Origin of the sequence: Paraburkholderia bonniea, assembly GCF_009455625.1 — a bacterium.
Taxonomy (GTDB): domain Bacteria; phylum Pseudomonadota; class Gammaproteobacteria; order Burkholderiales; family Burkholderiaceae; genus Paraburkholderia; species Paraburkholderia bonniea.
The window spans coordinates 2812361-2831663 of record NZ_QPEQ01000001.1 but is presented as its reverse complement, the minus strand read 5'-3'; the positions used below and the strand labels follow the sequence as shown (position 1 = coordinate 2831663).

General features: G+C 56.9%; 14 protein-coding genes and 1 other RNA gene. 9 read left to right on the top strand and 6 right to left on the bottom strand.

From position 1 onward, the window contains the following. The first annotated feature begins 4 nt into the window (after positions 1 to 4). The 5 genes from GH656_RS12415 (at position 5) to GH656_RS12395 (ending at position 4790) form a co-directional block, all read left to right on the top strand. Positions 5 to 1318: a Glu/Leu/Phe/Val family dehydrogenase gene (locus GH656_RS12415; protein WP_153076219.1), complete on the top strand. Its 1314-nt coding sequence runs from the start codon at positions 5 to 7 to the stop codon at positions 1316 to 1318. A 327-nt stretch (positions 1319 to 1645) separates the two neighbouring features. Further along, positions 1646 to 2539 carry a glutamate/aspartate ABC transporter substrate-binding protein gene (locus GH656_RS12410; RefSeq protein ID WP_153076218.1) on the top strand — a complete coding sequence of 298 codons (894 nt, stop codon included), beginning with the start codon at positions 1646 to 1648 and terminating at the stop codon, positions 2537 to 2539. A 111-nt stretch (positions 2540 to 2650) separates the two neighbouring features. After that, positions 2651 to 3391 (top strand): amino acid ABC transporter permease, encoded by a 741-nt coding sequence (locus tag GH656_RS12405; protein ID WP_153076217.1) that lies wholly within the window; start codon positions 2651 to 2653, stop codon positions 3389 to 3391. Next, positions 3391 to 4068 carry a glutamate/aspartate ABC transporter permease GltK gene (gene gltK, locus GH656_RS12400; protein WP_153076216.1) on the top strand — a complete coding sequence of 226 codons (678 nt, stop codon included), beginning with the start codon at positions 3391 to 3393 and terminating at the stop codon, positions 4066 to 4068. The genes GH656_RS12405 and gltK overlap by 1 nt, the downstream gene beginning before the upstream one ends. Further along, positions 4065 to 4790 (top strand): amino acid ABC transporter ATP-binding protein, encoded by a 726-nt coding sequence (locus GH656_RS12395; RefSeq protein ID WP_153076215.1) that lies wholly within the window; start codon positions 4065 to 4067, stop codon positions 4788 to 4790. Before gltK ends, GH656_RS12395 begins: the two co-directional genes overlap by 4 nt. Before the next feature lie 168 nt (positions 4791 to 4958). Here the strand turns inward: GH656_RS12395 and GH656_RS12390 are convergent, their stop codons facing one another. Next, positions 4959 to 5867 carry a class II glutamine amidotransferase gene (locus GH656_RS12390; RefSeq protein WP_153076214.1) on the bottom strand — a complete coding sequence of 303 codons (909 nt, stop codon included), beginning with the start codon at positions 5865 to 5867 and terminating at the stop codon, positions 4959 to 4961. A gap of 253 nt (positions 5868 to 6120) precedes the next feature. Between GH656_RS12390 and pyrC the strand changes: the two genes are divergently transcribed. The 4 genes from pyrC (at position 6121) to rnpB (ending at position 11076) form a co-directional block, all read left to right on the top strand. Then, positions 6121 to 7182 (top strand): dihydroorotase, encoded by a 1062-nt coding sequence (gene pyrC / locus GH656_RS12385; RefSeq protein ID WP_153076213.1) that lies wholly within the window; start codon positions 6121 to 6123, stop codon positions 7180 to 7182. Between the two features lie 29 nt (positions 7183 to 7211). Continuing rightward, positions 7212 to 8075, top strand: coding sequence for a DUF3025 domain-containing protein (locus GH656_RS12380; RefSeq protein WP_153076212.1), 864 nt, complete (start codon positions 7212 to 7214; stop codon positions 8073 to 8075). A 172-nt stretch (positions 8076 to 8247) separates the two neighbouring features. Continuing rightward, the gene (locus GH656_RS12375; protein ID WP_153076211.1) at positions 8248 to 10554 is read left to right on the top strand and encodes a hypothetical protein; all 2307 of its coding nucleotides are present in this window, start codon (positions 8248 to 8250) and stop codon (positions 10552 to 10554) included. A 110-nt stretch (positions 10555 to 10664) separates the two neighbouring features. Next, positions 10665 to 11076, top strand: an RNA gene (rnpB, locus tag GH656_RS12370) — RNase P RNA component class A. 106 nt (positions 11077 to 11182) lie between these two features. On the opposite strand, the gene GH656_RS12365 is transcribed toward rnpB, so the two are convergent. The 5 genes from GH656_RS12365 to GH656_RS12345 all read right to left on the bottom strand — a co-directional run bounded on the left by GH656_RS12365 (position 11183) and on the right by GH656_RS12345 (position 19210). Further along, entirely contained in the window at positions 11183 to 11605 is a 423-nt protein-coding gene (locus tag GH656_RS12365) for an OsmC family protein (RefSeq protein ID WP_153076210.1), read from the bottom strand. Positions 11606 to 12068: 463 nt separating this feature from the next. Beyond that, a complete protein-coding gene (locus GH656_RS12360; RefSeq protein WP_153076209.1) occupies positions 12069 to 14642 on the bottom strand; it encodes a fimbria/pilus outer membrane usher protein in 2574 nt (857 codons plus the stop codon). Between the two features lie 95 nt (positions 14643 to 14737). Then, positions 14738 to 15169 carry a DUF1090 family protein gene (locus GH656_RS12355; protein ID WP_174769750.1) on the bottom strand — a complete coding sequence of 144 codons (432 nt, stop codon included), beginning with the start codon at positions 15167 to 15169 and terminating at the stop codon, positions 14738 to 14740. 56 nt (positions 15170 to 15225) lie between these two features. Continuing rightward, positions 15226 to 18582 carry an ATP-binding protein gene (locus GH656_RS12350; protein WP_153076207.1) on the bottom strand — a complete coding sequence of 1119 codons (3357 nt, stop codon included), beginning with the start codon at positions 18580 to 18582 and terminating at the stop codon, positions 15226 to 15228. Continuing rightward, a complete protein-coding gene (locus tag GH656_RS12345; RefSeq protein WP_153076206.1) occupies positions 18563 to 19210 on the bottom strand; it encodes a response regulator in 648 nt (215 codons plus the stop codon). The genes GH656_RS12350 and GH656_RS12345 overlap by 20 nt, the downstream gene beginning before the upstream one ends. Positions 19211 to 19303: the final 93 nt, after the last annotated feature.

Here is a 19303-nt window from a genome sequence, read left to right as displayed (position 1 = left end):
TTTCATGTCATCACAACCGTCACAACCCAAGTCCGCGGCCCCGCACCACGCCATTCCGTCGTACCTGAATAGCGAAGCGCTCGGCCCCTGGGGCAACTACCTGCGCCAGGTTGATCGCGTCGCCCCCTATCTTGGTTCGCTGTCACGCTGGCTCGAAACGCTCAAGCGGCCCAAGCGGATTCTGATCGTCGATGTGCCTATCGAGCTGGATAACGGCACGGTGGCCCACTTCGAAGGCTACCGGGTGCAACACAACGTATCGCGTGGCCCAGGCAAGGGCGGCGTGCGTTACCACCAGGACGTGACGCTTTCAGAAGTGATGGCGCTGTCAGCGTGGATGTCAGTCAAGAACGCGGCAGTCAATGTGCCTTACGGCGGTGCGAAGGGCGGGATCCGGGTTGATCCGCGCACGCTGTCGCGGGGTGAACTGGAACGCATCACGCGTCGTTACACCAGCGAGATCGGCATCATCATCGGACCGAACACCGATATCCCCGCGCCGGACGTGAACACCAACGAACAGATCATGGCGTGGATGATGGACACCTACTCGATGAACCAGGGCCAGACGGCCACGGGCGTCGTGACAGGTAAGCCGATTGCGCTGGGTGGCTCGCTGGGCCGTCGTGAAGCAACTGGCCGTGGCGTGTACGTGGTTGGCTGTGAAGCAGCGCGCCGTATTGGCTTCGACATCGAAGGCGCGCGGATTGCGGTGCAAGGCTTTGGCAACGTCGGCGGGATCGCCGCTCGTCTGTATCAGGACGCTGGCGCGAAGGTGGTCGCAGTGCAGGACCACACCGGCACGATTTTCCGCGAGTCCGGCATTGATGCGATTGCGCTGTCCGAACACGTGGCGCAGACCGGTGGCGTAGGCGGTTTTGCTGGTGCTGATGCGATTACCAGCGATGAGTTCTGGACGGTCGAATCCGACATCCTGATTCCAGCCGCGCTGGAAAACCAGATCACCGAAAAGAACGCCTCGAAGATCAAAACGAAGATCGTGGTGGAAGGCGCAAACGGCCCGACTACGACAGCCGCCGATGACATCCTGCACGACAAGGGCATCCTCGTGATCCCTGACGTGGTGGCGAATGCGGGTGGTGTGACGGTGTCGTACTTCGAATGGGTGCAGGACTTCTCCAGCTTCTTCTGGACCGAAGACGAGATCAACCAGCGTTTGGAGCGCGTGATGCGCGAAGCGTTTGCGGCGGTCTGGCAGGTATCGAGCGAGCAGAAGGTGTCGGTGCGCACGGCGGCGTTTATCGTCGCGTGTACGCGGATTCTGCAGGCACGCGAAATGCGCGGCCTGTACCCTTGAGCGCGGCGGTTGCGCATCTGGGTCGATTCATTGCTGTGTGAGGGTGCCTCCAGGCGCATGGCCTGGCCCGGCATCAGGCGGTAACAGCAGGTAGTAAGCAGCAGATAAGCGGTAGATAAGCATCAGGCAGTACCAGGCGGGCGGCATCGTGATGATGCCGCCCGCTTTTGTTTGGTGCGCCGTTTGGTGCGCCCGGGTCAGGCTATTGGCTTCTCATGACCGCTGCGCCTAGCGCAAGCGAGCCGTAATAGATATACAGGCTGACCACACTTTCGTCTGAATTAGTTTGATATAAACTGGCGGCGTTTCTTGCCAAGGAGATCACACATGAAAGTTAAAAAAACCGCATTACTGCTCGCCACACTCGGTCTGTTTACGATTGGCGCGCATGCGCAGGAAACGGGCACGCTCAAGAAAATCAAGGATACGGGCGTGATTTCGCTGGGGCACCGTGAATCGTCAATTCCGTTTTCGTATTACGACGAGAAACAAAAGGTAGTGGGTTATTCGCAGGAATTTGCCTTGAAGGTGGCCGATGCCGTCAAGCAGAAACTGAATATGCCCAATCTGAAAATCAAACTCATCCCGATTACTTCACAAAACCGGATTCCGCTGGTGCAAAACGGCACGGTTGATCTGGAGTGCGGTTCCACCACCAACAATCTTGAACGTCAGCAGCAAGCCGCATTTTCGAACACGATTTTCGTGATCGGCACACGTCTGATGACCAAAAAAGATTCGGGTATCAAGGACTGGGCTGACCTGAAAGGCAAGACGGTGGTGACAACGGCAGGCACCACCTCCGAGCGTCTGCTGCGCAAGATGAACCAGGACAAGAGCATGGGGATGAGCATCATCAGCGCCAAGGATCACGGCGAATCATTCCTCACGCTGTCCACTGGCCGTGCTGTGGCGTTCATGATGGATGACGCGCTGCTGGCAGGCGAGCGGGCCAAGTCGAACAAGCCAGCGGACTTCATCATCGTGGGTGAACCCCAGTCACATGAGGCTTACGGCTGCATGATGCGCAAGGGCGACCCTGAGTTCAAGAAGGTCGTGGACGATGCCATTGCGAAGGTCGAAACCTCAGGCGAAGCCTCGCAGATTTACAAAAAATGGTTTGAATCACCGATTCCTCCAAAGGGCCTCAACCTCGATTTCCCTGAAAGCGATGACATGAAGGCGCTTTACAAGAACCCCAATGACAAGGCGATTGATTAATTGCAGGGCTGGTTAAATGCATCATTAATCAGGCAATGCGCGGGTTAATGCGTTAAATGAAACGGGAGGGGCCAGGCGTCTCTTCCGTTTCTTTTTGCTGGAGTTTTCGTCATGTCATATCACTGGAACTGGGGCATTTTTCTAAGTCCGGTTTCCACCGGCGAACCGACAACCTATCTGGGCTGGCTGATATCTGGCTTTTGGGTAACGATTACCGTTTCGCTTGCGGCATGGGTTATCGCACTGATTGTCGGGTCATTTTTCGGTGTGTTACGCACGCTGCCAAACAAGTGGCTTTCCGGAGCTGGAACGGCTTATGTGGCGGTTTTTCGGAATATCCCATTAATCGTTCAGTTTTTTATCTGGTATCTCGTCATCCCTGAGCTTTTGCCAGCCGCGGCGGGAAACTGGTTCAAGCAGTTACCACCTGGGGCGCAGTTTTATTCCTCATCAATCCTCTGCCTTGGCTTGTTCACCGCTGCGCGGGTGTGTGAACAGGTGCGCTCGGGCATCAACGCGCTGCCTCGTGGCCAACGCGCTGCGGGCCTTGCGATGGGCTTCACACAGTGGCAGACCTATCGCTATGTGCTGTTGCCGGTGTCGTACCGGATCATCGTGCCGCCGCTCACTTCTGAATTTCTGAATGTCTTTAAAAATTCAGCCGTGGCATCGACGATTGGCCTGCTGGATCTATCGGCTGAAGCGCGGCAACTGGTTGATTACACGGCCCAGACCTACGAATCGTTTATCGCGGTAACGGTTGCGTATGTGCTGATTAACCTCGTCGTGATGCAGCTGATGCGCTGGGTCGAACGCAAGAGCCGGCTGCCCGGCTATATCGGAGGCAAGTGATGCACCATTTCGACTGGAGTGGTATTCCGGGCGCACTGCCTACGTTGTGGACCGGCGCGATTGTCACCTTCAAGATCACGCTGCTGGCGATTGTCGTGGGCATTGTCTGGGGCACCGTGCTGGCCATTTTCCGGCTGTCGCCGTTCAAGCCGCTCGCGTGGTTTGCACAAATTTACGTGACGGTGTTTCGTTCAATCCCGCTGGTGATGGTGCTGCTGTGGTTCTTTCTGATCGTGCCGCAGGTGCTGCAAAACGTGCTGGGCCTGTCGCCTGATCTGGACATCCGGCTGGCGTCGGCGATGATCGCGTTCTCGATGTTCGAGGCCGCGTATTACTCGGAAATTATCCGTGCCGGGATTCAGGCCGTGCCTCGCGGCCAGATTCAGGCTGCGTCGGCGCTGGGCATGAATTACGCCCAGGCGATGCGTCTCGTGGTGCTGCCGCAGGCGTTTCGCGCGATGGTGCCGCTGTTGCTGACTCAGGCGATCGTGCTGTTTCAGGACACGTCGCTGGTCTATGTGATTAGCCTGGCTGATTTTTTCCGCACGGCCGCCAACATCGGTGACCGCGATGGCACGCACGTCGAAATGATTCTGTTCGCCGGGGCATGCTATTTCGTGGTGTGTGTGATTGCGTCGAGCCTCGTCAAAGCTCTTCAGAAAAAGGTCGCAAGATGATCTCTCTAAAAAATGTTTCGAAATGGTACGGCCAGTTTCAGGTGCTGACCGATTGCACGACGGAAGTCAAAAAGGGCGAAGTCGTGGTGGTGTGCGGTCCGTCAGGATCGGGCAAATCGACGCTGATCAAAACCGTGAATGGCCTGGAGCCGTTCCAGAAAGGTGAGATCGTGATTAACGGCCAATCGGTGGGCGATAAAAAAACGAATCTGTCGAAGCTGCGCGCCAAGGTCGGCATGGTGTTTCAGCACTTTGAGCTATTCCCGCATTTGTCGATTACCGAGAATTTGACGCTGGCGCAAATCAAGGTGCTGGGCCGCTCAAAAGAAGAGGCCGTGGCCAAGGGTATGAAGCTGCTGGACCGCGTCGGCTTGCGCGCACATGCCGACAAATATCCTGGGCAGTTGTCAGGTGGCCAACAGCAGCGAGTGGCGATTGCCCGGGCGCTGTCGATGGACCCGGTGGCGATGCTGTTCGACGAACCCACTTCGGCGCTCGATCCAGAGATGATCAACGAAGTGCTCGACGTAATGGTGGAGCTGGCGCAGGAAGGTATGACGATGATGTGCGTCACGCACGAAATGGGCTTTGCGAAGAAGGTCGCGCATCGCGTGGTGTTTATGGACCGTGGCCTGATCGTGGAAGACGTGCCGAAGGACGAATTCTTCGCCAATCCGAAGTCAGACCGTGCCAAGGAGTTTTTGGCCAAGATCCTGCACTGAGCTAGCTGAACACCCAGGTCTGGCCGCAGCGCCTGGTTTCGTGAGCCAGGCGAAAAAAACCCGCTAACACGCAAGTTCATGCGTTTAGCGGGTTTTTTGTTTTTGTCTTTTCTCGACCTGGCAGGCTAGCGGCCAGGCGGCTTTTTTTGCCGCTGCTCAAGCGCTATGTCAGGACTCGAACGCAGCGGCGGCCAGCGTTTCACTCAGAACGGCAGCGCTGCTGCGCTTCATCGTCGCGGACGCGGATGGATCAGATGCTGGATTGCGGGCTTTTTCGAGTACCGCAGGCGGCACGGGAATATTCACCTGACCGATCACCTCACCGTGCTGGAACATCAGCAGGTCACCGGGTTCGAACGCGCTCCATACTTCGTCGTCGGTTAGCGGCTGGGTGGCGATCACGGCGACGCGATCTTCAGGCGTGGTGTATTTGGCGAAGTCGATTGAAACATCCGCGTCGACTAGATGCGCGGTGGAAAACGGCCAGCGGCGCACCAGATAGTGCAGGTGCGTTGAGCAATGAGCGAATAGCGCCTGGCCGTTCGACAGCAGGAAATTGAAGACGCCGTACTGGGTGATGTCGCGTGTGAGGCGCTCTAGTGTGGCGAAGAGTGCTTCAAGCGGCGGTTGCTGCGTGCCCGGAAACGCTTCGCGCAAGCCTTGCAGTACCGCGCAAAAAGCACGTTCGCTATCGGTATTGCCCACTGGCTGATACACCCCGTTTAGCACCGGCTGGTAGTTTTGCAGGTCGCCGTTGTGGGCAAAAATCCAGTGACGGCCCCAGAGTTCGCGCATGAACGGGTGGCTGTTTTCCAGCAGGATGTGCCCCTGAGTGGCTTTGCGAATGTGCGCAATGGTGTTCTTCGACTTGATCGGATAACGCTTGACCATCTCGGCGATGGGCGAGGTGGCTGACGGTTGATGGTCGATAAAGAGACGGCAGGCTTTATCTTCGAAGAAGGCAATTCCCCAGCCGTCGGCGTGATGATCGGTGACGCCGCCGCGCGCCGCAAAGCCGGTAAATGAGAACGTGACGTCGGTTGGCGCGGCGCAGTTCATTCCGAGAAGTTGGCACATGATGCTGAGAACTGGATGCTGGGAGGGGGCGGGAGAACGGGGGTGAGCCGTTACAATGCGGGTTTGCCAAGCATACACTGAGCCTCGCGCGGCTAGCTGCAATTTGACGGTGCTTCAGATAGCGCGTTGTGGTTTATCCACGGCGCACGCCCAGAGCGCTCCCCCTGCCGCTTGAGCTTCCCTCATCCGCTTCATGCTTGCTTAAGACCCGCCTCTTCTGCCCACTTCCGCCGTCTTCTGCCCCAATCCTGTGATGACCACTGCCCAATCTTCTTCTGCCGCATTGACGCTCACCCGCCCTGACGACTGGCATCTTCACGTGCGCGACGGCGCGATGCTTGCCGCCGTGCTACCGCATACCGCGCGCCAGTTTGCCCGCGCGATCATCATGCCGAACCTGAAACCACCGGTCACCACCACGGCCCAGGCCGAGGCATACCGCGCACGGATCGTTGCAGCGCTTCCACCAGGCGTGCAGTTCGAACCGCTGATGACGTTATATCTGACCGATAACACGCCCGCCGACGAGATTCGCCGGGCCCGCGCGAGCGGCGTGGTGCATGGCGTCAAGCTGTATCCGGCCGGGGCGACGACCAACTCGGATGCGGGCGTGACCGACGTGATGAAGTGCGCGAAAACCCTCGAAGCGATGCAGGACGCTGGCATGCCACTGCTGGTGCATGGCGAAGTCACGGATAGCGCGATTGATCTGTTCGACCGCGAAAAAGTATTTATTGAACGTGTGATGGAGCCGTTGCGGCGCGCGTTTCCGGCACTCAAGGTGGTGTTCGAGCACATCACCACCAAGGACGCAGCAGATTACGTGCGCGATGCCGATGCGGCTCCTGGCTTGCTGGGCGCGACGATCACCGCGCATCACCTGCTGTACAACCGGAACGCGATGTTTATCGGCGGAATTCGTCCGCATTACTACTGTTTGCCGGTGCTCAAGCGTGAAACGCATCGCCTGGCACTGGTCGAGGCCGCGACCTCGGGTAATCCACGTTTTTTCCTCGGCACCGACAGCGCGCCGCATCCAAAAGGGCTTAAGCAACAGGCGTGCGGGTGTGCGGGCTGTTACACCGCGCTGCATGCCCTTGAGCTGTATGCCGAAGCCTTCGATCAGGCGGGCGCGCTTGAGCGGCTTGAAGGGTTCGCCAGCTTTTTCGGCGCGGATTTTTACGGCTTGCCGCGCAATTCAGAGCAAATCACGCTGGCGCGCGAATCATGGACGCTGCCGGATGAACTGATGGTCGGCGACGCATCCGTGGTGCCGCTGGGCGGCGGCGAAGCGATTGGCTGGCGCTTGCGCTGACCTTGTGTGTCGACGTTGCGGCAGCACCTATGCGACCGGTGACCAGCCTTCATCCTGCGGCCGCTGAGCATCCCGCTCCAGCGGCGTCATTTGCTGCGATTGACTGGCAGAAGCCATGGTTCGCACCGTTTGCACCGCGTGGTGCCCGCTGGCAGCGCGCGGCGCTGGCCGGCGAGCAAAACTGGCTCCAGGTGCTCAATGCCGATGCGCAGCAGTCAGGCCAGAGCACCGGCCGTGGCCTGCCGCTGACGTTTGTCGCACAGCACATGCTGGCACCCGGCAGCGCTTATGAGGCGCATATCGCCGCCACCGGGTGTGTACCGACGCGTCACAATCTCCATGATTTTTTCAATGCGCTGGTCTGGTTCCGGTTTCCGCAGATCAAAGCGGTGCTAAACGCACGTCAGGCACACGCGATCGAGACGCAAGGCATTGGACCCACTCGTGGCAGCAAACGCGATGCGCTGACCCTGTTCGACGAAAACGCACTGCTGTTTGTTTCGAGCGACCCGGCTTTGAGCGCGGCGCTCCGGGAGTTTGACTGGTCGAGGTTATTCACCACGGAACGCACTGCCTGGGGGCAGCGCTGCGAAGCACACAGTTTTGGCCATGCGCTACTGGAAAAGCTAGTGACGCCTTATAAAGCCTGCACCGCCCATACGTGGATCGTGGAGGCACCTGCGGTTTACTTTTCATGGCCGCTTGGCCAACGGGACGCATGGCTGGACAGCACCGTTAGCGCGGGCCTCGCGGCGCTTCCCACATTGACCAGCCGAATGTTTGCGCCACTACCCGTGCTGGGTATTCCGGGCTGGTGGGCGGATAACCAGTGCCCGTCCTTTTATGCCGATGTGGCGGTGTTTCGCCCGGGCCGTCGCAACGGCGGCCGGTAAGCGTTTGTGCAATCTGCCGCCCTGGTACTCAGGCGGCATGGCATGTCAGGCCGAAAAATTGCCACGATGAGACGTTTTGCCTTGAGGTGTTACCTAGTTAACGTCTCCGGGGTCTCTGGGCCTGTTCATGGTGTGATTGGCTCGATCGTTAACTAAAAAACTAAAACTATTTATGAGTAATTTTGTTAATAAAACTTCATCTTTTAATAACCAGGGTAATGTTGTCGATCTTTCGCTGGTTAATGGAACCAGCGGAGTCGAGCAGGTTGAGGCGAAAAATCCTGTTGCTGCAGGGCATCAACAAACAATACAGTCAGGGCAGGGAAGTTATAATTTTCTTGCGCTAAAAAATGAATTGTCGTTAATAGGTGATTTGTCTTCGAGCTTTAGCGGCGAGTTGTCTTATTATAAAAATGAAATAGATGAAAGGCTGGAGGAAGGTCGCAGGGCTTCGGGCATTAAGAAAAAACTTGTTGAACCGATTTACGATAAAAATAATCAGGTAAATAATGGAATTATCCTCAGTAATAATCTGAATCTGGAGACTGTGGCCAGTCTCAGGAAAGAGTTTTGTGACGTTGTAGATGAATTAAACCAATCGCGCTGGGCTGGAATTGAAAAAACAGGTTTTTCTGTTGGTGAATTAAAAAATCCTGAGTTAATCGCGCGGGAAAAACTGGTTTCGATGTTGCAGAATCTCAGATTCGTTGCTTATCAAGACAAGTCACATTATGCAGAAAATGTGCGGGCCAATAATCAAGTTTCGCTTGGAAATTTGCAATCTGGGGAGATGAGGCCACGGGCTAGCGCGGGTGCGCAAAATCCGCTCGCGCTTTGTCTGGGTAATCAGGATAAAGTTTTATTTGCGCCTGAAATCGCCCAGTCATTGGGTGATCTGGTGGCTTTAATTGATGAGATGTTTGGCGTGGAGAAAACCGTCGATGTTGAGATCAAATACGGGAAAATCGGCTGCCTCCCTACTAATATGGTCAATCTGGCCCGCTTCACAAAATGGAATGTAGATAAATTGGCGCTCTGGCTGAAAGATGAGCGCAATCAGGTAGATTTTAAAAATCAGACTAATGAAGAATTCAAGACCTTGCTTAGGACGCTAGGCCAGAATTTTGTGATTCTGGATAACGAGATGGTTGATATTATTGGCGATGACGCGAGAAATATCCTGTTCGTGCTTGATTCCATGCGGAATAATAACGCTTGCCTACCTGCTGTTGAGCCGCAGGGGGACGCCGGGCTGACCCCGGCTGCTTTTAAAAGGCAATTTGAAGTATTGCTCCCTGGGGCTGATAAATCATCAAAATCCTGGTCGATATCCGAAATGAAAAAAGACATTAATTCAATGCTGAGAGCATGTGATGATAAATATAAAATGCTTCACGTGGTTTCGTGGAGGCAATATAATCAATATATCTCAAAAATGGTGCTTGAATATTTAAGATCTTTTATGCTGCCGGGGTATTCTGGTTCGCATGAGGCGAAAATTTCGAAAGAACGGTGCCTTGATATTCTGAATATGCTTGTAGATTCGGACTGGGGGTCGCTGCTGCCAGAATTAACTGGGATTAATAAAGTTGGAGTGTTTGCCCCGCGCGGCCCGGAAAATGCAATTGAAAAACTATTTATGCGCAGATTTGTGTCACCTGAAAATCTGCTTTCGATCAAGCCGGGTTTTGTGCCTGCGGCCCATGAGCTTCCGTTGGCGGCAATCAATCGGGCCTCTCTTGCTGACCAGCAAACAAACTTGCTTACCAATATCCGGACCCTTAGAGCTTATTATTGGGCCAGAAATTCCTTTATTTTGCCTGGTATCAGGACAGTAAAAGATTTAAATTCTGAAAATTTTGCGGGCTTGACCAGCCATTTGTATCGCCTCAGTGAAGCTGGCGATTCGGTGGCCACAGCGGCCTTGCTGATTAGTAAGGCGCGGCATTTTATTCCAGATGGCAAGCTAAATGTTTCATACGAAGAGGTAAAAAAATACGCGGGTAACGCCGCGATGGCGCAAATTATGACCGGCTGGGATTTCTCCGAAATGGTTTACTCTATTGCACATGATTTTATCTCGGTGCTTTCGGAGCTAAAACCAGAGGAAAGAGAGCGCAGCCGTAAAATCATCGCGCTTGGGCAGGAGGCAATTGACTCCCGCATTCTTGATGGGCTTTTTACCCGTAAAGAGCTTTATTTGAAAATTATTGATGAAATCAGTGAGTTTGAAAAAAGCAGAGCGTTGTCTGGCGAGCACAAAGATTTTATTGAAAATATGAAAAAAGCCTTTGTTACGCAACTGAATGGGACGCTCGCGCTCACTGCGGATATTCCGCTGGCTCCAGAGAAAATTAAAAGCAAAATGGAACTTAAAATGGAAATGTACGGCATCGTAATGAATCGTTTTGGCTGGCTTATGACAGAAGATGGACAAGAGATTTCTTCTGAGGATTTTGCCAATTTGCCTAATCTGTAACCATGAGCAACATCTTTTCCTGACAGGACGCTCGCCTCACAACCGGACGCTCGCACCGATTCAATCCATTTGATTGGCTCCTCCGGCACGGTGTTAGAATCGCGCGCAGCAAAGCAAGTCAGGCAGTCGCGGCTGCGTCAGCTCAGGCTGACGTGGGCGAGGAAAGTCCGGACTCCACAGGGCAGGGTGATGGCTAACAGCCATCCGTGGCGACACGCGGAACAGGGCAACAGAAAGCAAACCGCCGATGGCCTGGCGCAAGCCAGGATCAGGTAAGGGTGAAACGGTGCGGTAAGAGCGCACCGCGGCTGCGGCAACGTAGTCCGGCAAGGTAACCTCCACCCGGAGCAATTCCAAGTAGGCAGGCGCGCATCTTCGAGATGCAGGACGGGGCCCCTGTTTCGTCTGCGGGTAGGAAGCTTGAGCGTGTCAGTAATGGCACGCCTAGAGGAATGGCTGCCACGCATGCTGCACGTCAGTGCTGCGTGTGCACAGAATCCGGCTTATCGACTTGCTTTGCCTCCCAACAAAAAATGCTGGCATCCATCAGGACGCCAGCATTTTTTTGCGTGAAGCATTTTGCGTGACCAGCCACAGAACAACTCGGGCTAGCTAGCCAGACATCGCCTCAGACCGGGACGATCTCGAACGAATGAGTTAGCTCGGCGGTTTTAGCCAGCATGATCGACGCGGAACAATATTTGTCCTGCGATAGATTCAGTGCCCGTTCGACGGTTGCGGGGTTTAGATTTTTGCCCGTCACGGTGAAGTGAAAATGAATTTTCGTGAACACCTTGGGATCTTCGCTGGCACGTTCCGCCTTGAGCGTGACCGTGCAGTTGACGATTGCCTGGCGGCTCTTTTTCAGAATCATCACGACGTCATAGGCCGTGCAGCCACCTGTGCCGAGCAGGACCATTTCCATTGGACGCGGTGCCAGATTGCGTCCACCGCCTTCCGGCGCACCATCCATTGCGACCAGATGGCCGCTGCCAGTTTCGGCCGTAAATGCCATCCCGTCTTGCCCCATCCAGCTTACTTTGCATTCCATGCTTGACTCCGACCCGCTTTGCTTAAAATTTGAGACGGCATTGTAGCTTGCCGATGAATTGTCTACCCGGTACCAAACCGGAGGTTCCGTCGCAGGCGCAGGCCCTTTTATTTTGCGCAATGATGCGTTTGCATTATGCGAAAAACATAGAGTGGATTGATTAACGGAATCCTGACGATTTTCTAACGAAAGCCGCAATTGTGAATTAAGTGACTGATTTAGAATAAAAAAATTAATCACTATGGTTGTTAAATATTTTGCCTGACGATATATCGTTTCGTTATGCAACACTTTCTTGCATGATGCGATGCTGGCTCATATAATCAACGACGTTATTTAGTGTTTTATTGCATTGTTGTATGTCTCCTCCACCTCCTCCATCGGTGGATTAAACCCGAACCAGGCGTTCGGGTTTTTTTTCATCTGCGTGCGCTTAGGGCATCGTTGCCCGGTGCGGGATGGGTTAATCGGTTTTAACCGGAATTAACGGCTGCGGCTTGATTGGGACATAGAGGATTGCGCCCGACACCGGCGCGACTTCACGAAACAGCGTGTGATAGTCGAGATCGTTTCCCACATCAAGGCTGTCGAGGCCTAAGCGGTTGATGCGATAGGGCGTTACATAAGAAACCACCGCACGTCCGCGCGCATCGGTGCGAGTTGCTAGCTGGCCGTCTACGCTGATATCCGGAAAGCCCGGCGCGTCGAGGATGGCGATGGTGTCTCCCAGCGATTGCCCTAGTACGACCCCATCTTTGTAGCCAATCACGCTGCCTGCAATGCCCATGTCGATCTTGCGGTAATCCCGGCCTTGGCCATAACTCACATCCACCCGTCCTGCATCGGCCTGATAGGACACGCTAGCGGTACCTTCGGCCCCTGCTGATTTGGACTGCTGCTGGCTTAAGGTGTAATTCAGCCGGTAATCGCGCAGCGCTGAGCCAGAGAGCTTGTTGCCCCACTTCAGGCCGTCGTCGTCGCGTGAAGCCGAGGCTTCGTAGCGTAGGGTCTGTTTGCGTTTTCCCATCGACAGCGGGATCGACACGCTGACCTGAAACGTCGTGCTATTTATTTTGGCCGTCCGGCTGACGCCCGCCTGGGCATCTATGTCGAAGTGGCCGCCGTACCAGGTGCCGCCCACCTGCAGCGAGCCCCGGCCAGCGCGCTTGCCGCCAAAGCGGTTGTTGATGAGCGTCGCGTAGACATTGCCGGTATCGCCAACGTTCTGCTGGATGTCCAGACGAAGCGCGGTGCGCGGCGGCACTTCGGGTGCCATTGATTTGGCGATGGTGCCGTCGTCGTCTCCATCGTCGCCCAGGAGCTCGCGCCAGTAGCTGATATCTGCGCGCCGCTGGAGCATGTCTGACAGCGAGCGGAAATGCCCGCCGAGGTAACGCCGAAAGTCGAGATTGAGCCCGGTGCCCGTTGATGCAAATGATTTGGCGTAGCGCACGCGCACCCGGTTGCCGACCGGGTTGTCGGTGAGCGAGGCGTCCTGCACGTTCGAGCGGGTGACATCGAGCGAGAGCGAGCCCGCTTTCGCCAGATCCCAGCCTACTCCAGCTGCAATGCTGCGATAGTCCCGCGCGTTTAATACGCCGGCGAAAGTGCTGATGCGGTAGGGCAAGCCGATACCCGCCGTGGCCTGAAAAAACTCTGGCTGAGTAAAACCCTGGCTGCCCGAGGCACGGCGATAGCGGCCCACGTTGAGCGCGTATTTCACGACCTTTTTGTGAACCAGTAATGGCATCGAGATGTAGGGGACGATCGACACGTGTTCGGTGCCATCCGCTTCACGGACGGTGACGGTGATGTCGCCGCTGCTAGCTGGTGGCCGCACGTCATACAGCGTGAAGGGCCCAGGAGCCACGACGGCCTGATAGAAACGGATGCCGTGCTGGCGCACGAACACTTCCGCGGTGCTTTTTGCGACCCCTCGAACCACTGGCGTGAAAGCCGCGAGATAGTCGGGCAGCAAGTTGTCTTCGGTCATCAACTGCGCACCGGTGAACGGCATGCTGTCGAACAGCAGGCTATCCGTGACGCCTTCTCCGGCCAGCAGCTTGCTGCGCCACGGCACGATATCGCGCTGGATGTAGGTCGAAACGCGCTCCCATTTAGGCTTGCCAGTGGTTTCGCGCGAATAGTTCTGCTCTGAGCGAAAGCGCCACGGACCGAAGTTCGCTCCGAGATCGAAGCCGCCATAGAACGTGGCGTGATGTTCCGCACTGGCGTAGTTGTTGCCGGTGCTCTGCGAACCGTTGATCTGATAGCCCAGCCGTACTGCGGGCATGCCGTAGGCCAGCCGCCATGGCGGCACGGTGTCCCGGGAGCGGCTCATCATCGACTCGTCGATACGCACGGTTAGCTGCTGGCGCAGCTTGTCGTAGTGCAAGTGGGCTGCTTCCGGGTCGCTATCGTCATCGTCGCTGTCTGCGGGCTCGACTACGTCCTTGCGTGGCGGGCGCTGCGGAATCATGCAGTGTGGATTGTCCGTGTCGTCTTCATGGACGAACTTGACGATAGACGTGACGCCCCATGAGAGCCAGTCAGAAACCTCCGCGCACGGACGGCCATCTTCTTTCAGCGTGAGCCATGAATAGCCGCTCCAGTGCCCATTGGCATAGACCGCAACTTTGATCGTGGCATCGGCTTTGCGGTAATCGCCTTCTTCCTCGCGTGGGCCGGTGAGGATATCGCTGGGTTTGCCAGATAAGGCATTGCGGATCGCCTGCGCGAAGACGTCATCGGGTATGGCGTTGGCTTGCGTTGACGAGTCATCGTCGTCATCGTCATCGTCGTTCTCGGTGCCGGAATCTGAATGAGCGGTATCGGCCCCCGCAGCAAAGCCGTGGGCGAGCGCATATTTTTCATCCCGATTTTGAGGCGCGACAGACTGGACAGTTAATGCGCGCCGAATAGCGGCATTGAATTCGGCGTTGCCATCCTCGGAGGAGGTGGGGGACTCGCCGGCATGACTCACGACAGGAGCGAGCAACAGCACGCCGCATACGGAGGAAATTGAACCTTTGGACACCAGACTTCTACACTCACGACAAATAGGGGCAGGGGGCTTTCGCCCCCCACCCTTGCATCACAAAAATCTCAAACTAAAAACCACTCAGGGTTTTCTTAGCCACGCAGAGCAGCTGCATCACCTTGCGCGTTGCTCAGGTCGTCCATCTTTTCGCGCAGCTTGTCTTGCTTTTCAGCCAGTTTCGACTGAGCTTGCTGGATCCGGCGTGCGTCGCCGCGAGCTTGTGCTTCACGCAGTTTCGATTCAGCTTGACGCACTTCGTCTTGTGCTTTGCGCACGTTACGTTGCTTGTCTTGCACGCGGTTGTTGGCGCGATCTGACTGGCCTGCGTTCGTGCAGTTAGCCTTCACTTGTGCCAGTGCGTTTTGGAGTGCAGCAACGCGGTTTGTGTTGCCGTATTGCTGGGCAGCCTGGATTTGAGCCTGGATCGCGTTAGCACGTGTTGCGCAATCTTGTGTGTTAGCGAATGCGCTTGATGCGCCGAGCATAACGATAGGAGCGATAGCAGCGATGATGATCTTTTTCATGATGAATCCTTTATCTACGTTGGTTGCAAGCGGTGTTGTTTCCCGCTCAGCCATCACTATGACGATTTCGTTTCTGCTACGCCATCGAACATATTCGAGAGTTGAAGCGCATGGGGTGAGGCGGGAGGTGAAAGGGGGCTGGCAAGCGGTGTTGCGGGTGTGGCTGCTGGGGCCGCTTCAGGTGCTACTTCATTTGCGGCCTCATTTGTTATCTCATTTGCTACATAAAGCGCCAGCAAGGCCGTTACGCGGTGCAGTTGCGCGGTGATGGCTGCACGTGCTGGCAAGCTGCGTGACGCCTGCATTTCAAGAACCAGGCAAGCCTGATCAAGATCGGGGTCGGCCAGTGTGCAACTCACGACACCACGAATGCGATGCGACAGATCGGCCACCACTTGCCATTTTTCGGCGCTGACGGCATGGCGCAACGCGAGGCCGTCTTCGCGCAGGCTTTCGGCTAGGCCTGCTGGCATGGCGCTGGTTGAGGGTGAGGGCATGGCCATCGAGGTGAGCGCAAGGCTTTGCGCTTGATGCCTGGTGACTTGCCCCGGAAACCAGTGCGCCAGCACGCGGCTGATTTGTGCCAGATCGAGTGGCTTCACGAGCACGTCGTCCATGCCTGCGGCGAGACAGGCTTCGCGGGCTTCGGGCAGGGCATTGGCGGTGAGGCCGATCACGGGGCAATGGCGCTGCCGGTGAGTGGCTTCAGCCGCGCGAATCTGCTGGGTCAGTTCGATGCCTGAAGTGACGGGCATATTGCAGTCAGTCAGGATCAGATCCACGCCTAGCGCGATCTGCTGGAGTGCTTCGCTGGCATTGACGGCTGCGATGGGGTGATAGCCAAGCCAGTTGAGCTGGTCGGACAAAATGCGCAGGTTGATCGGATGATCGTCCACGGCGAGGATGCGCAGCGGGGTTTGGGCGAACCAGAGCTGCGCCTGGGGTTGCTCCTCGCCTTTGACTGCCAGGCAAGGCAGCGTGACGCTCGCCTCGGTGCCGCAACCGGGCTCGCTGGTAAGTGCGATCAGCCCATTCATCAGGAAAACCAGACGTTTGACAATGACGAGGCCTAACCCGGTGCCCATATGCGCAGCGGGCGAAGATGCCTGATGAAACGGCTCGAAGACCAGCGGAAGTTCGCTGGCGGCAATGCCGTGGCCCGTGTCGCTGACCGTGATGAGCAGCATCGCCGCTTCAGTGGTGGCCGTGTGCTCAAGGCGGGCCGTTAGCGTGATGCTGCCTTTTTCGGTGAACTTGACCGCATTCGAAAGCAGATTGGCGACGATCTGGCGCATCCGTACTGGATCAAGCCAAACCCATTCGGGCACCTCTGCCGCGATGCTGTGCCGCAGATGCAGGCCTTTGGCTTGAGCCGCGTGAGTGAAGAGCGCGCTGATATCGGCTAGCAGTGCGCGCAGATTGACCGCACGTGGTGTGAGTGTCAGCTCGCCCGCTTCGATTTTGCTCAGATCGAGCAGATCACCCACCAGATCGAGCAGGCCGCGCGCGGAGGCTTCCGCCAGCGCGAGCGGCTGTGCATCTGTAACACCTGCACGGGCGCTCCGGTGCGCCATTTCCAGCAGACCGATTACTGCGCTCATGGGGGTGCGGATCTCGTGGCTCATCACGGCCAGAAAATCGGTTTTCTCCCGGTTGGCGCGTTCGGCGACATCGCGCGCGATGCGTAATTCGCTTTCCAGTTGTTTGCGGCGGCGAATCTGGTACTGCAGCAAGCTGTTCCAGCCGATGATCAGCGCCAGCGCGCCGAAGATCCATGGCAGCCAGCGAAACACCGAACGCCGCAAGCTGTCCCACGTGCCGGTGGGGTAGTTGATATTCACCAGCCATTTAGACGCGAGCCCGGCGCGCTCGGACGGTGCTATCGACAGTAATGATTTGTTAAGGATGCCTAGTAGTTCAGGCTGCTGGCTGGATACACCAAAGCGGGCCAGATCCGGGCCATTGAGAGAGGTGGCGGCAATGTGCAGACGGCCGTCGAAGTATCGCTCGATCGCATAGCTGGCACCGGCCATGCTGAGCAGCGTGGCATCGGCACGGCCGCGCGCGACGAGATCTAGCGCATCGGTGGCCGTGCGCATCGAGACGACCTTGATGCCAGGGTAAAGCGTGCGGATCAGATCTGTCATGCCATGCCCCCGGGTGAGCGCTAGCTGTTTGCCGTTGAGGCTGTCGAGCCCGCTGACCGACTGGTCCGCGCGGCGCGTGACGATGGCCCAGGCCATCGGTTCAATGGCGGTGGTGAATGACAGAAAGTGACGGCGTTCGACTGTGGGGATCAGCGTGGTGACAAGGCTGGTGCGGTGGGCTCGCAGGTCGGCTTCGATGGCGGCCACGGTGTCGCGCGGGACGATCTCGAAGCGCAGGCCGGTGCGACGGCTGATGAGCTTGAGCAAGTCGGCATACATCCCGACGAATTCACCTGCCGAATCGATAAAGGTGTAGGGGGCATTGGCCGCATCGACACTCACGCGCACGACTGGATGCGTGTCAATCCAGCGGCGTTCGGCGAGGGTGAGGGAGAGCTTGCCGTTCTCCATGTCTTGCGCGGCGCTGGCGACCCAGCGCCGCAGGATGTTGACCCGCATCCACGGCGGAATGGCATCGAGGCCAGCCTCAAGAACATGCGCGAGCGCCGGACGTCCGGCGCTGAACACCAGCGCAAAGTGTGTGGTGCTGGACTCCGTGCGGGCTACCCGCAGGTTCAGGAACATGCCCTGTTCGATGTAATAGGCAGCGGAGACTAAATCGCCCAGGTAGTAATCGGCATGCCCGAGTGACACCGCTTCGAGCGCCTTGTAGAGCGAGCGCCGGGAGCTTAGCGGCGCGCTGCCTGACTGTAGTGCCAGGTCGCCTTGCTGCACGCCATGGCCTTTTAGTACATCGTTGCTTGGGAGTGCGGGGCCCGCGCGGCGCACCACGGCAAGTGGCGCTCGCAGATAGGTTGCACGGACCGATGCGTCGCGCTCGGATTCAGCGAGCGGCCCAAGCAGGCTGAGCGCATCGACATCTTGTGCGCGAAGCGCGGCGAACGCCTCAGCGCGGCTGGCAAACCAGCGAATCTGCACGGGTGTTTGCAGCGCATTGCCGAGCAGCAGCAGATATTCGGCGGTGATGCCCTCAACGGTTTCGTTACTGGAGCGAAATTGCAGCGGCGCGTAGTCGTCACCCCACATGCCAACGACGATGGCGCCATGGCGTTTTAGCCAGGCGTTGTCGCCGGGCGAGAGGTTGGCGGGGAAGCGAGTGGTGGCACCCTGGCCGACGGGGCGTAACAGGCCTGTGGCGAGGGTAGGGTCGGCGCTGGCGTGAGCGGCACCGGGGGGCAGCAGCAGACAGGTCCAGACAATGCAGGCGAAGGCCCAGCGCCAGCAGTTACACAATGCCGATCTCATACGCGTAGCAGATCAGATCGGCATTGTTCGTGATGCCGAGTTTTTGCATCGCATTTTGTTTGTGGGTGGCGACGGTGCTTTTGGCCCGTTTCAGGTTGCCGGCGATTTCGTCGAGCGTTTCGCCCTGGGCGAACAGGCGCACGACGTCTACTTCGCGTTGGCTGAGTGTGGGCTGGAGGTTGTTCGCAGCATTGCCAGACGGTTGCGCCGCAAGCCAGCCGCGCACACTGGGAGAGCAGTAAGGCGCGGCGTGACCGGCTTCGATGGCACGCAAGGCCGCGAGAATTTCACCGCGCTCGTCGTTTTTGCTGACGATGCCATGCACTCCCAGCTTCGCCAGTTGGCCGCACAGCGCGGGATTGGACAACATCGTGAACACGATTAATTTGACGTGGGGGAATTGCCGCAGCACCCGTTCGATGAGCGCGAGGCCATCGCCGCCGGGTGCGCCTTGGGTCATCGAGTAATCGGTGATAGCGAAATCACAGTGCTGGGTGCGTAGTGCTTCGAGGAGCTGCTCGCCTGTCCGGACCTTGAACGCGACAGCGAAAGCGCGTGTTTCCGTGAGAGTCGATTCAAGCGCGTCCATGATGACGGGATGATCGTCAGCCATGCCGATCCACTTCATCTGCTGTCCTGAAATAAAAGAGAGCGATGAATTTTAGCGGATATGGGTTGAGGAATTTTCCTGAAATTGCGGAGAAAAGAGCCCGAGTTACAA

Excerpts from the sequence above, each read along its gene's own strand:
- GH656_RS12345 (WP_153076206.1), bottom strand. The coding sequence starts at position 19,210 with ATGAAGTGGATCGGCATGGCTGACGATCATCCCGTCATCATGGACGCG.
- GH656_RS12355 (WP_174769750.1), bottom strand. The coding sequence starts at position 15,169 with ATGAAAAAGATCATCATCGCTGCTATCGCTCCTATCGTTATGCTCGGC.
- GH656_RS12380 (WP_153076212.1), top strand. The coding sequence starts at position 7,212 with ATGCGACCGGTGACCAGCCTTCATCCTGCGGCCGCTGAGCATCCCGCT.
- GH656_RS12410 (WP_153076218.1), top strand. The coding sequence starts at position 1,646 with ATGAAAGTTAAAAAAACCGCATTACTGCTCGCCACACTCGGTCTGTTT.
- GH656_RS12395 (WP_153076215.1), top strand. The coding sequence starts at position 4,065 with ATGATCTCTCTAAAAAATGTTTCGAAATGGTACGGCCAGTTTCAGGTG.
- pyrC (WP_153076213.1), top strand. The coding sequence starts at position 6,121 with ATGACCACTGCCCAATCTTCTTCTGCCGCATTGACGCTCACCCGCCCT.
- GH656_RS12375 (WP_153076211.1), top strand. The coding sequence starts at position 8,248 with ATGAGTAATTTTGTTAATAAAACTTCATCTTTTAATAACCAGGGTAAT.
- GH656_RS12350 (WP_153076207.1), bottom strand. The coding sequence starts at position 18,582 with ATGAGATCGGCATTGTGTAACTGCTGGCGCTGGGCCTTCGCCTGCATT.
- GH656_RS12390 (WP_153076214.1), bottom strand. The coding sequence starts at position 5,867 with ATGTGCCAACTTCTCGGAATGAACTGCGCCGCGCCAACCGACGTCACG.
- gltK (WP_153076216.1), top strand. The coding sequence starts at position 3,391 with ATGCACCATTTCGACTGGAGTGGTATTCCGGGCGCACTGCCTACGTTG.
- GH656_RS12405 (WP_153076217.1), top strand. The coding sequence starts at position 2,651 with ATGTCATATCACTGGAACTGGGGCATTTTTCTAAGTCCGGTTTCCACC.
- GH656_RS12415 (WP_153076219.1), top strand. The coding sequence starts at position 5 with ATGTCATCACAACCGTCACAACCCAAGTCCGCGGCCCCGCACCACGCC.
- GH656_RS12365 (WP_153076210.1), bottom strand. The coding sequence starts at position 11,605 with ATGGAATGCAAAGTAAGCTGGATGGGGCAAGACGGGATGGCATTTACG.